This is a genomic window from Spectribacter hydrogenoxidans (assembly GCF_031846275.1).
In the GTDB taxonomy this organism is placed as follows: Bacteria; Pseudomonadota; Gammaproteobacteria; order Nevskiales; family Salinisphaeraceae; genus Spectribacter; species Spectribacter hydrogenoxidans.
Genome location: NZ_JAVRIB010000028.1, coordinates 1 through 12,875, shown reverse-complemented (window position 1 = coordinate 12,875; position 12,875 = coordinate 1). Strand labels below are relative to the sequence as shown.

The following is a 12,875-nucleotide window of genomic DNA, read 5'->3' as shown; positions in this document are numbered from 1 at the left end:
CATCCATCTGCTACTTAAAAGAGATAAAGCCATATGATGGGAAGGCCCGAGGAGATCCCCACCAACACCCCGCTCCGATCCGTGCCGGAAGATTACTCTCCCCCGGGTGCCGGACGCTGGTACACCCTGACCGAGGGGCTCGACGCAGGCAAAACCCTGTTTTATTACGATATTCACGTGGGCGACGAGCCGCCGCAAGCAACCGTGCTTTTCGTGCACGGCAATCCGGAGTGCTCCTACACCTACCGGCACGTGCGGGACGCACTCCTTGCGAGCGACTTACCGATGCGCCTTATCGCGATCGACCATATCGGCTTCGGTCTTTCAGACCAAGCGACCTTCGAGATGGTGGATTTCCACCATGCCCAGAATCTTCGTGAGCTCGTCCGCCACCTGGACCTAACTGACATCACCCTGGTCATTCACGACTGGGGTGGCCCCATCGGGGTCGGCACATTCCTTGAAGAACCAGAGCGGGTGAGCAACCTGCTGCTCATGAACACGGCAGTCTTTCCGATGCCGGCAGAAGGCTACACGTACGCCAACTGGCCCATTCCCTGGCTGCCGTGGTGTCGCACGCCGCGCGTCGTGCCCGATCGTCTGTGGGGCGGTGTCGCCGCTTATGTCGTCTCGAAGGCGGAGCCGCAGAGTGCGACCTCCTTCCTGCTCGGAGTCGGCCGGTACCTCGTCAAGCACGGGTTGGACCGCTTCGAAGCTAACTCCCCGGAAGCAGTATGGTCCGGACAAATGCAAAGCATCGCCAATGCTCGAAGCTCAAAGCGCAACGTGCTACAGACGCCCGTGTGGGGGCATGGTTACCGGTATCATGACCCACAGCATGGGGAACAGGACAACCACGAGTTCTATCGCCGCATGCACCAAATGGTCCCGCAGCAATGGGGCCCTACAGGACGTAACATCGGAGTTGCTGGCTATTTCGGCGCCTGGGATCCGTGCGGCAAGCGCGAAGTCATCCGCCAATGGCAGGACGCGCTCCCACAGATGGTCGGGCGTACCTACGAATATCCCGACCACGGGCATTTCATCGAGGAATACAAAGGGCGGGAGATGGCCGACTCCATACTCGCGCTCAACGGACTTCAATAAGTCAGATCCCAGTGCTGTGCGCCGCCAATGTTTCTTGTCCGCCAGGCTCCAGCCTATGGAAATGAGATAACGCTTGATTAGAGCGTGCTTCGAGAGCACCGGCGGCGACCAACCGACCTTCCGCTACCTCCAACGGCCCTGAGAAACTGCCGAGTGAGACGGTGTATACCCATTTAGCGGCTACCGAGGGCTCCCTGGATATGCTGCTGCATCTCAGCTAGCTGAAACGCCGCCTGAAGACGATAACGCTCGAACCTGTCGCGTTCCTTCTCGATAACGGCCGTGATGCTTTCCTTAAGCCTTCTAATCGTCTGTCTACGGACAACTTCGGTACGCCCACGGAGCACTGATAAATCAACGCCTTGCGCCGTACGGCGCAAGGGGGTTCCCAGAGCTGCTAGAATTTGCTGCGACAGCTGCTGGGTAGTCGCCACGGCATCCAATAGGGTTTGCGTGTGCGCACGCGCCAGCCAGTCGAAGACCGTCGGCTGGGCCTCGCCGATCACGCCGTATGCCCCGGCCGCAAGCGCCAGCCACTGATTTCCATCTTGCAAAGTCCCTTCCAAACGTTCGAGCGATGCGAGGACCTCTTCGCTCATTGTCACTGCCCGTCGATACAGTATTTGCCCGCGCCGACGATCCCCGAGTTTGTTATACGTGTTTGCAGCGGCGATGTGAGCCTCCAGCGCCGCCGCATCGCGTATGCCCCCGTTCTCGATCAGGGCGTCCCAGAAGCGCAGCGTGCGCCGCAATTGACCCTGATCTGCCTCGTCATAGGCGACCCGCTCAAACTCCTCGCTCGGCACGCAGTCCTGCACCGCATCGTACGTCACCGCACGGTACTGGGCGCAACCGATGGCATTGATCCGGCGTAGCGACTTGAGCGCGGTTGTCGGCGGGTCCGAGGGGGTGGACACGAAACCGGGCGGCTCGACAAGCGGCTGCGCCTCCCCCCTGGGCGCCACCATGGCCCATCCCATGCCCAGCAATGCCTTACGGGCGGCTGGACGGGACAAGGACACGCGATGGAAGACGCGTCCGGCGGACGCGCCATAACCCTGCGACAGGAACTGCCATCCCAGCGCGGTATTGGCCTGCGCGCGCAACGCACCGGTCTCGGCGTCCAGCGTCGGGGAACGGCCCACACGATCGAGCACGGCCAGCGCCTCGTCCCGACGGCCGACGTTCATGAGCGCGTACGCGTAGTTCATCCGCATGGCATAGTGTAGTAGCGCCGCATCAAAGGACTCCATCCAGGTACCCGCCGCCTGCAGGTGCTGTCCCGTCGACAACACCGTCACCGCCTCCTTGATGCGTCCCTGACTCAGATACAGTCGCGAGAGAAGGTCACGCCAGCGGCTGCGCAACACCAGCGGTACCTCGGCCGGCTCGGCGGCCAGCCAGCGCAGGGCGCGGTCCGAATCATCCCATCGACTGTAATGGGAGGCGAGCTGTAGCCGCGTCTCGTAAGCGGCCAACGTAGCACTACGATCCTCCAGCTCCCGCAAAGCGACGACTGTCTCTCCGGGCACGCCGGCCCTCAGGGCGCAATCCGCATACGCACGCCAGAAGGCGGCCGACATTGGATCCGCACTGCGTTCCTTGTAGTCGTAGAGGCGATGCAGGCCGGCCCAGGGGGTGTCGACACATATCACCACGCTGTAGCGGACATCTGGCGCGACCGCGCGCGCCCCGTCGCTCGCCGCGAGCGATGGCGAGCTCGCGGACGGCATCAATCGACGTACCAAACCCTTGATGTTCGGGTTGGGAAAACTATACGACTCGGCATCCGCTTCCGCGCGCGGCTGCCAGGCTCGGATCCGCAATTCCGGCCCAAGCCAGCGTTCTCGGAAGCGGATTTCCAGCATCGGCGCCGATACCAGCCCGGGCAGCCGGCACGCCAGTACCCTCCGTTCGGTCGTGGCCTCTCCCGAGGTCTCGAGAACGAACCGGCAGGAACGCTCCTCCCGCGCGACAGCCGGTAGATCGGCCCGCAAGAGGCCTTGTTTTCTGTCGGAAGGGTTAAAGTCGATACGGGCAACGACAGTGTCTTCAGCACTCAGAACCTGCAACTGCGCGGAACGCAGCGACAAGTCCGGCTCAATATTCAGGTACGCGTATGCCGTCGTGTCCGTAGCCGGCCCAAGCAATGCCAGCAAACGGCTCTTGACCGTGGCGAGCTCATCCTGAATCGGAAAGGCGTCACCGTTTGCCGCTGCCGGGACTGGACGGGGCAACACCGTCGCGACCAGACATAAGAGCAGAGCCCCCATCCGGTTCCCAGGCTTACGCACAACACCAAGCCTCTCGCTCTATTCTGGTGATTCTGGCGGTAATACTCATACTCGTCCCATGGAGCTGATCGCGTTCCGCGTCAGGTATCGTTTGTAGATGCTGGGATCGTTGACCAGTGTTTTGTGTTCACCGGATATCTCCCGAACCTGTTCTAACCGCGTAATCCGGCCGGTCTGGAAGTCGTAGGCGTGGACGTAGGTCCAGGACCAGTACGGATGCTTGCCGTCCATGAAGCGGTTTTCCCCATCGTCGTAGAGGCTGTAGCAGCCATCGAACGAACGGAACGGCTCGCCCTTGCGGTCATAGGTCACCATTGCGATCGGCATATGGTTACGCGCATCGAACCATACGCGCTTCTTGCTTACCGGTGCGCGCTTGTATGCGACCGGCTCCGCCTCCGTGATGATCGCTTCTGGAACGAGCTCGACCACGCTATCGAAGAAACTCTGCCCTTCGGGGCCGCCGTGCAGGCCATGCTCCCAATTAGGGTGCCTCCCGTTCCAGCCCCCGGAGACACCTGCAAGCATCGGCTGCCGGCCTATGATCCGATAATTGCCCCAGGTGTGCAGAGGGTCCCCCGCCGCCCACGCGTCCGAAAGGTACAAAGCCGATCCTGGAACCAGCGGCTCAAAACGCTGGTTGGTCGGGAATTGTCGAATCCGCCGGAATTCCGGGAGGTACCCGTAAAGTTCGGGGAACTGGTGCTGGTCGTAAGGCCAGATATTCAGAAAGGACGTGCCCTTGTGGCTGTCGGGCGAGGTGAAGATCACGGAATTGAACCGCAACTTGTCCCTGTGCTCAGGCATGTAAGGCTTCGGCTCGACCGTGGTGCGGGCCACCGGCGCCAGTTCCACCCAAACAGCGTTGTATTCATAATCGGTCTCTCCATTGTGCGCGATGTCCTTTTCCTTCACCGCGTATACACTGGAATCGTGCCGTCCCCAACTCAGTGTCAGGCCCGCAAACAACTTCAGCGCCGTGTCGGCGTTGGGAAATGGATCGCCGCCGATCCACGGCTTGCCGTTCTGCGTCACTACGTTCTGGCGCTCATCGAACCGCGCCTTTCCCTGGTTGCGCAGGGTGGCTTCCAGGTATTCCCAGGGGCCCAGGCGCATGTAATCGGTGGTGGTCGGTAGAATCTTGAGCCGGCGCCCCATCTCCTTGACGTGCTTGTATTTGGCCGGCTCGAGCAAGTCCTTGACGTGCTTGACGTTGTCGGCGGTGATTATGTCGCCGGTATTGATCCGTCCCTTGGTGTATTCCTCGATCGAGAGCAACCTATCCGGATAGGCCTTGTTGATCTCCCCGGTATCGGCGATCACCGGCCACAAGGGGGCGAGTACCCCCCCGCCCGCCAAGATCTGCCCGCCACGCTGCAACATAGCCCGACGTGTCAGCCGCCTATTCCACATCCGATGACAATCCTTGATTTTGACTGGCGGGAGCGCCGCGGACGATTACATGCAATGGTCTCATTGCGATACGTCCCGGCGTGATACTCGCCTCGGCGCCCCCGTCATCAGAACTGGTACTTGAACCGTACTGCCACTTCGTCGGCCCAATCCACACTGCTGAGCGTGTTTTCGGTGGGCTCTCCATACAGATTCCCATCGATGAAATTATAAAAGAACTCGGCAATCATGCCGTTGCCCAGATTCCACTGAAGCAACGGCTGCACCAGGATCCCGCCCTTGATATCCAACAGCGTCGCGAACTCGAATACGAACTCGCGACCCGGCCAGGGTTGCATCGCGGCGAGAACCAGATAATTGGCGCTGGAGATGCCGGGCGGCGGCGCGTTGGTTTCGGATGCGCCATAGCCACTTAGGTGGCGCCCCACCAAGTCACTCTCGCTGCGATGCTGAAACTGGCCGACCAGATAGGCGGCCGGAAACGCGGCGGTCCATCGAGTCCACTTTTCCACCACCAGGGACGCGATCCATTCGTCAGTCTTGAGGAAGCTGCTGCTTAGCGTTGGCGCCGTGAAGACCCGCTCCGGCGTGTACTGCACCTCTAGATTGAGAATGATCTGGTTGAGCAGGCTGTTCTCGCTCGAGGTCACATAGCTCAGACCCAAGCCGTAGACATCTTCCCGATGGTAATCGCGCTCAATATAGCCACGGTAACTGCCACCCGCCGCCACCATGAGAGTGTTGAGCTGATTGAAGAGCTCATCATAGCTCTGAACTTTGGTGACATAGACGTCTTTCAGGTCCGGAAATTCCTCGACCGCCTGATTAAAGCCTCCGATACCATCGAGGCGGGCATCCGCCGCATAGGTGAACCATTCGCGCGCGGTGTAGACACCTCCGGGCTCGGGAACAAAGTTTGTCTTGGACAGAGCTTCGCCGGGGTTTTCGCTATTGCGGCACAGCGTCGGATTCTCGGTTCCGTCGCAGGTAGGGAGTTTGACGGCATAGGCCGTATTGGCGGTTTCGCCGAGGGTGCCGGTCAGGGGGGATTCGACCCCGCTTCTTGCCCAACTGAAGGTTCCCGCCGGATGCATGCGGGTAACCGCCATCGCCTGCCAGCCCCAGTTACCGTAGTCGGCCTTCATGCGGAATCCGCCGTCGATTTCATTGTCGTACCCGCCGCTATAGTAGTTGTCATAGACGGTGAACTGCGCGGGGATCACATTGAACGACGTATTCGGGTTTCCGTAGATGCGGGGCTGGAACTTGCCCACATAGGAGTCGATCACGATACTTCCCAGCTGGTAGGTCCCGCGCAAGGACAGCTTGGGCACGCGTTTATCGGAGAACTCCTCGAATGCCCGATCCAGCAGGGAATGCCGTCTCAGATCCAGGCCATTCACCACATCGAGCGTACGGAAGAAGATCGCCTGGCCCCAGGCAATCTGCTGATTGCCAGCACGCAGAGTGAGGTTACCCTCCTTATACTCCACCAACAGCGCCGGAAAATCGATCAGGTAGTTCTCGCCGGCGAATTCGAGGGGATTAATGTTCTTTCCATTTCTTCCCAGGGCTTCGAAGTAGTTCGGCGAGCCCTGGTAGAGTTCGGGTGGGCCACCGATGATGCCGGTGCCCTGCTGGTCGGCCACGCTTCCCGCATCGAACTCTTCATAGAAGCCGGGATCGTAAACGCCCCGCACGCGACCGACGAATCGCCAGCTGCGAGTGAATTTCATCTGCAACTCACTTTGGGCACGCAACACCGTATAGTTATAGTCCCTTTCCTTGGTGGGGACCCGGTCCCCACGACGCAGGACATCGGAGAAGGCCGGCAACGGCGTATTCCAGTCGTTCCCATCGGTGAGGGGCATACCCGCCAGAGTCGGCGGCACGAAGGTCTGACGCGGCACGGCCACTTTCTGAAACATGTTGGTCGTCTGGTTATTGATATTCTGTGCCGACGTAGTACGAACGCTGCCCTCCGCCCGAATGAACGTGCTCAGGGTCGTCTTGCCCCAAAGCCGTTCGAAAAATCCTTCATTCCCACTGGGCGGTCCAGCCGGCGCAGCCCAGACGAAGGTCGTACAGAGCACCAACGCGCCTCCAGTGACCATACGCACCAAATTACTCAGTCTTGTCTCGTTCATCTGATTCCCCCGGTACTGTTGAACTAATGATTGCTGTCTTGACGGGTTACGCTGGCATTCACGCAATACCGATCACTTCGGTAGCTTTATGATTTGTGCGCCATAGCCCACGGCAATGGGCACACCGGTCGGCGATTTCGCAATCTCGCTATACCAGTTGAGAGCCAGATCGAGGCTGTCCAGGACTTCCCAGGTCTCGCCGTCATCATCGCTACTGAGTGTGGCGCGCATGCCTACGCCGACGACGCGGCCGTCGGTCCCACTGACGATATCAAGCAAGTTGGCGTCTACCGGCGTATCCAGGCGCTGCCAGCTCCGTCCCTGATCAAGCGTCTTGAGCATCAGACCCGACTGGCCTACGGCAAACCCGACCCCGTCTGTCCGGACATGCAGCGCGTTAACGGTGGGTTGGACCTGCCCTGACGGTATCTCGCTGTCGTCGTAGACGAGTTCCCAATGCTCGCCGGCATCCGGCGAGCGCATGATGTAGGAAAGCTCGCCACCGAGAAGTACTGTGTTGTTTTCCAGCACTTGAACAGCCGCAATCGTGGGGTTGCCCTGTGCCCCGGACATGCCGCCGTCCTCCGTTATCAGGGCGCCCCAGTCAGGCTTCGCGGAGTGCCACGACTCGCCGCCGTCACGGGAACGCAAGACAGTGCCGAACGCACCGACGATGTAGGCCAGCCCTTCAGAGTTGATGTCCACATTGAGAAGACGTTCGGGCGTACCACTTTCGATTTTCCGCCAGCCACCGCCATCAGCGGACACCAAAATGAGTCCCTGCTGTCCGACCGCGATTGCCCGATCGCCCTGCAGAGCTATACCCAACAACGCCAACTCGGTAGGGGGCTCTTCGCGCTCCCAGGTAGACCCGCCGTCTTCCGTCCGCATAACCCGGCCAAGGTCGCCCACCGCCATGCCGCGTTCGCCGTCGAAGTCGATGGCGAAGAGGCGTTCGTGGGCCACGCCTGCCGCCAGAACGCCATAACCGGGCGCGGTATCGGCAGCCGCACTATCGTCTACGGCACCGGCAGAGCAGGCAAAGAATAGGGTGAACAGAGCCGCCACGGCTCGATTCGAGAGATGGTATTTCATGGCTGGGGCCTCGTGGATTCAGCAATCGGTGCAGCCGGGGCGAACCCCGGCCTGCACCTGACACGGGTTGGGTATGACCCGCCTTATACGCGGCCCAATGCCTGCTGGGCGGAAGGCGTCAGATAGGTGTCGTACATCCAGTCCTGATCGATCTCGAACAGGCTCTTGATGCCGGATGCTTCCTTGGCGTGGTCAATGAGCGTCATCCGCTTGTTCTGCATGTTGTAGCTCATCACCCAAGTCCAGGACCATGCGGGATGCTTGCCGTCATGGCCCATGACTCTGAGATTGTCCGTATCGTAATAGCCGAATGCCGATTCGAAACTTACCCACGGCTTTTCCTGACGGTCGAATCTCAAGCAACCGGTGTAAGTGGAATTGCGGGCATCAAAATACGCCAGCCGGTAGCTCACCGGTGCGCGTGGATAGCCCGTGGGTTTGGACTTCACGACATAGGCCTCCGGCGCCAGCGACAGTTCAACATCCATGTACTTCTCGTTGCCGGGAATTCTCGGCATTTCCCAGTTCTCGTTCTTGATCGAAATATTGCCGCTGGTTGACATAAGCATCGGCTTACGCTCGACAATCTCGTATTCACCCCAAGTCAGCATGGGATCGCCCGCGGCCCACGGATCGGTCAGAAACCAGGTGGCACCGGGAACGAGCGGCTCGAACCGCTGATTGGCGGGGTACTGGCGCACGCGCCGAAATTGCGGAAGGTACCCGTAAAGATCCGGGACCTCACGCTGATCGTATTTCCAGACACTCAAGAACGACGTGCCCTTCACATCGTCCGAACTCTCGAAATACGCTGTCTGTCGCCGAATTTCGTCGCTCTTGCCCCGGAACACTTGGCCGTCGATACGCGCCTGCATCTGCAGCTCGACCCATGCGAAATCGTAGGCGTACTCCTCTTGCCCATCACCGCCATAGTCATGCTGCCGGACCGCGTAAAGATTGGCATCGGCGCGCCCCCAGCTCAGGGCTGCGTTGGCCTGTGTTTGCAGGGCATCTTGCGGATTCGGGAAGGGGAAGCCGCCCCGCCAGGGCTTGCCGTCGGGCCCGACAACGTTGCCGTTACTATCGAACTTGGCCTTATAGCCGGTCTGCTCGTTCTCAAGAGTTTTCTGCAGGTTCTGGTAAGTGAACATGCGTGTCATGTCGGTCTCTGGCGGACCCACTCTGAAGCGTCTTCCGTCGTTTTTAATCTGGAAAATCTGGCAAGGATCCAGCAGATGCTCTACATGCTCGACGTTATCGGCAGTAACGTAATCGCCAACGGATATCTTGCCCTTGGTCTGCTCCTCAATAGAAAAGGCCTCGTCCGGATATGCCTTACTGATGTCCTGCAGACCGGAATCCTTAGCCCAGAGCTTGTCGAGCGGCATGAGCACACCGGCTCCCGCCCCCAGTGCCATGTTCTGCATCATCTGACGGCGCGAGTAATCAACGTCATATTTCTTGATACGCATCGTATCCTCCGTAGCACTCTAATGTGCAATATCGCTTGGGTTGATAATCAGACTGTTTGTGGAGTCGCATCCGCCACAGCCCTCTGCTCATGGATCTGCTCGAACTCCGAGAGGTCCACGCTCTCGCCGACGATCAGGTCCTCCCGGGCCACAAACTTCGGCTTGATGAACCAGATCAGCAAAGGCAACACGATCAGCGCGAGGACCATATTGATCAACATGATTGCGGCAAGCAGGAGGCCCATGTCGGCGGTAAACTTGAGATCCGACAAGAAATACCAAGGCAGGATCCCAACCAGCATGATCGCGGCCGTGAACATGATCGCCTTGCCGGTCGTGGTCATGGCCGTAGTCAGGGCCCGCTCCCAGTGATGGTCCTGGGCGGTGAATTCCTCGCAGATGCGGGACAGCAGGTAGAACCCATAATCGATACCTACACCCACACCGAGCACCGCAACCATGACGGAGTTGATATCCAGGCCGATGCCCAGTAGTTGCATGGTCGCGGTGAGGTAGAAGTTGGCCAGTACCACCGGTATCAGCACAATCAGCGCCGCCACCGGCGAACGGTAGGCAAAGGTGGCGATCATGAAGATCGCCGAGGCAAGCAGGACCAGGATGAACCAGTGGTAACGCTCAACCACCGAGTTCATGGCCTCCTGCAGGGCAATCGTTCCCGAGGCGAGTCGAACCGTGAATTCATCGTGTTCCTCGCCTACCGTTTCGACAGCTTGCCTGCCCGCCGCCAAGGCTCCGTCGACGGTTTTCTGTTTGTTGTCGCGGTAGTACAACGACACGGTCGAGTTCTGGAATTTGAAATCCGATACCTGAGAGAAATTCTCAGGATTCTGGCCGAAGCTGATAGCCATTGCGGCCCCGTTGACGGCCCGGTCCGTGGGATCCACCGGCAACCACTTCGGGTCCCCACCGGAGTACAGACGGTTGCCCTGCTCCATAAAGTCAGCAAAAGAACGCGTCTCGCGTGCCGGCAATGCATTCTCGCCTGCGCCTTTCTCAGTGCTGAGCTGAATCTCCTTCATGACCCGGTATGCTTCGGCAGTACGGGCCGTGCGGACGCTGCTGTCATCGTCCTTTGAGTCGAGAATAATCTCGAGGCTGTTCACGCCGGGGAAATGATCATTTACGGCGCGCACCCCGGTGTTAAATGCCGATTCGTCCCATAATAGATTGCTGCCTTCCGTTGGATTACCTATCTCGATTTGCAAGGCGGTGTAAATGGCGCCCACCGAAAGCCCCAGGACCACAACCCCGGTCACCAGGGCCGGCCGCCCGTGCACCAGGACGCTCATCGATTCGAGCAGTTTCCGCTGGATGCGGTGCACGCCCTTCTCCGTTCCGCGCTCGCCCACGATGTCGGCGATGTTGCGCGGCGAGGGCAGATAGGACAGAAGAATGGAAATCAGGATCACGCCCGTCGGAATGAGGCAGATCGCCCAGAAGCCGGCAAACAGCGCGAAACGCTGCATGGCCGGAATCGGCGCCAATCCAATGAACACGATGCCGAGCGCGTCCGTGATGATGCCCAGTATGCTCGGCGCGAGCATCACCCCCATGGTGATCTCAGCGGCCTTCACCTTGTCCGGGACATGCTCGAAAATCTCGTAGAAGCGCTCGGTGAACTGCACGCAGTGCGAGAAAGAGCGGGCCACCAGCAGCAGGGGCACAATCATCAGAAGCGGCTCGATGGTCGAGCTGATCCAGCCGATTAATCCGAAGCCCCAGATCGCGGCGACCAGGCTCACGACCACCGGCACCGTGACGCCTGCAACATTGCGCATGTAGCCCACCAGCGCCAGCACCAGCAGCAGCAACGTGATGCCGAAGATCGCGTAGGTCTGGCCCTGAAGCTGATACACCCATCCCGTGAGCATGGGCTGGCCCACCAGGTGCACTTCGTGGTTCTCATCCTCGGCCTGCCGCGCCAGTCGACGGGCCTCTTCGAAGACCGTGTCGTATTCCAGAAGATGCTCGTGGAAGGCTGCGTTGATCAGCGTTGCCGTGCCATCCTGGGAAACGAGATATTTGCGTGCGGCTGGGGAGCGTTCCACGCGCTGGTGAAAGCTCGCCAACGTTTCGGGGTTGTTGGGCACCTTGTCCCCCATAAGCGGAACCATATTGATTCCCTGGGGCGTAGCCTCGGCATAGCGGGCCTTTTCCGTTGTAATGGAGAGAATGGCATCATGGTTAACGCCGGGCGTCAGATCGATGTCCCGCGTCAGATCCCATACCTTCTGGAGGGTCTCCTGGTTGTAAATGGTCTCACCATCTGTCCGCTTGACCATGATGGTCACTGTCAAGGGATTACCAAAGCCCGGGTGATCCTTGAACGTTTGCACAAAGGGGTCGTCGGCAGGCAGAAGATCCGAAAAAATCGTCCGGACTTCAACCCAGGGGATTCCTGCCGCGAAGGCCGCCGTGATAAGGAAGAACAAGACGCCTACCACGCCTCGATGAGCCATGATCCAACGCGCAAAGCGAAACCGCATACTATCCATTTGACCCCCTGCTGATTAAGACGCTTCGAACACTACTCAGAGCAGACCGCACAAACGAGCGGCGAATACAGCGGCACATCGATTACTGACCTCCAGGCGTTGGAACACTTGTTTCAGGTGCCACTTAACTGTGTTCACAGAAACATCCATCCGACGCGCGATCTCTGTATTCGCGGCTCCGCTGGCGACATGCCGTAACACGGCCCGTTGTGTGCGAGTCAGGGCGATCTTATGGCCGGGTGAACTGCCCCACCGCTGGCTTGACGTAACGCTCAGACGACCCAAATTCTCTTCTTTATCAGCCGTTCTATACGAGATCGATTTTTCGGGCACATTCGGCAAGCTGAGTTCCGGACAAATAAAACGGGAAAGATCTTCGAATGGGCAGTCGGACAGACGCTTGAGGCAGCGCAGCGCACCCTGCTGGTCGCTCATTCGGCAGCGTAACGCCGCCTCCAGCATTATCAGCCTGGTAGCAAGCCAGTCACCGTTGACTCGAAGCGCATCGCGCCCCGAAACTCGGCGTCTCGAAATCGAAAACGTCGCACCACTATCAAGTGCGCCGACATCACTCATATGATTTCTCCTCGTGCCAGTCTCTTGCTGACTTATTTTTACTAGCGATCGCTGATAGCACGGCGATCGCGTTTCATTTATTTATTGCCGCCAAGACAAGTCCGCTTCGGCTTTTCTTACGCCAATAAAAACCGTGGTCCTACAAGAACATCACGTGTATGTCCGACAGTAAAGCAGGGGTAAGGTATAGGCACACCTTCCGAAAGGAGGGTTTTCAGGCCGTCATGGGGTAATCCCCCCATTCTTAGCGCTGTC

The 12,875-nt window shown here is 59.2% G+C and carries 8 protein-coding genes; 1 reads left to right on the top strand and 7 read right to left on the bottom strand.

Translation table 11 applies throughout. The features are described 5' to 3' along the window. The first annotated feature begins 81 nt into the window (after nucleotides 1–81). Nucleotides 82–1,107: an alpha/beta fold hydrolase gene (locus tag RM532_RS15445; RefSeq protein ID WP_311654238.1), complete on the top strand. Its 1,026-nt coding sequence runs from the start codon at nucleotides 82–84 to the stop codon at nucleotides 1,105–1,107. Nucleotides 1,108–1,280: 173 nt separating this feature from the next. On the opposite strand, the gene RM532_RS15440 is transcribed toward RM532_RS15445, so the two are convergent. From RM532_RS15440 to RM532_RS15410, 7 genes are all read right to left on the bottom strand, one after another. After that, nucleotides 1,281–3,380: a hypothetical protein gene (locus RM532_RS15440; RefSeq protein ID WP_311654237.1), complete on the bottom strand. Its 2,100-nt coding sequence runs from the start codon at nucleotides 3,378–3,380 to the stop codon at nucleotides 1,281–1,283. 66 nt (nucleotides 3,381–3,446) lie between these two features. Beyond that, the gene (locus RM532_RS15435; protein ID WP_311654236.1) at nucleotides 3,447–4,784 is read right to left on the bottom strand and encodes a DUF1329 domain-containing protein; all 1,338 of its coding nucleotides are present in this window, start codon (nucleotides 4,782–4,784) and stop codon (nucleotides 3,447–3,449) included. 137 nt (nucleotides 4,785–4,921) lie between these two features. Then, the gene (locus RM532_RS15430) at nucleotides 4,922–6,961 is read right to left on the bottom strand and encodes a DUF1302 family protein (protein WP_311654235.1); all 2,040 of its coding nucleotides are present in this window, start codon (nucleotides 6,959–6,961) and stop codon (nucleotides 4,922–4,924) included. Nucleotides 6,962–7,033: 72 nt separating this feature from the next. Continuing rightward, the gene (locus tag RM532_RS15425; RefSeq protein WP_311654234.1) at nucleotides 7,034–8,056 is read right to left on the bottom strand and encodes a WD40/YVTN/BNR-like repeat-containing protein; all 1,023 of its coding nucleotides are present in this window, start codon (nucleotides 8,054–8,056) and stop codon (nucleotides 7,034–7,036) included. An 83-nt stretch (nucleotides 8,057–8,139) separates the two neighbouring features. Continuing rightward, nucleotides 8,140–9,528, bottom strand: a complete 1,389-nt coding sequence (locus RM532_RS15420; RefSeq protein ID WP_311654233.1) for a DUF1329 domain-containing protein — start codon at nucleotides 9,526–9,528, stop codon at nucleotides 8,140–8,142. A 47-nt stretch (nucleotides 9,529–9,575) separates the two neighbouring features. Beyond that, nucleotides 9,576–11,981, bottom strand: a complete 2,406-nt coding sequence (locus RM532_RS15415; RefSeq protein ID WP_311654232.1) for an efflux RND transporter permease subunit — start codon at nucleotides 11,979–11,981, stop codon at nucleotides 9,576–9,578. A gap of 99 nt (nucleotides 11,982–12,080) precedes the next feature. Continuing rightward, the gene (locus RM532_RS15410) at nucleotides 12,081–12,620 is read right to left on the bottom strand and encodes a helix-turn-helix transcriptional regulator (protein ID WP_311654231.1); all 540 of its coding nucleotides are present in this window, start codon (nucleotides 12,618–12,620) and stop codon (nucleotides 12,081–12,083) included. Between the last annotated feature and the right edge of the window lie 255 nt (nucleotides 12,621–12,875).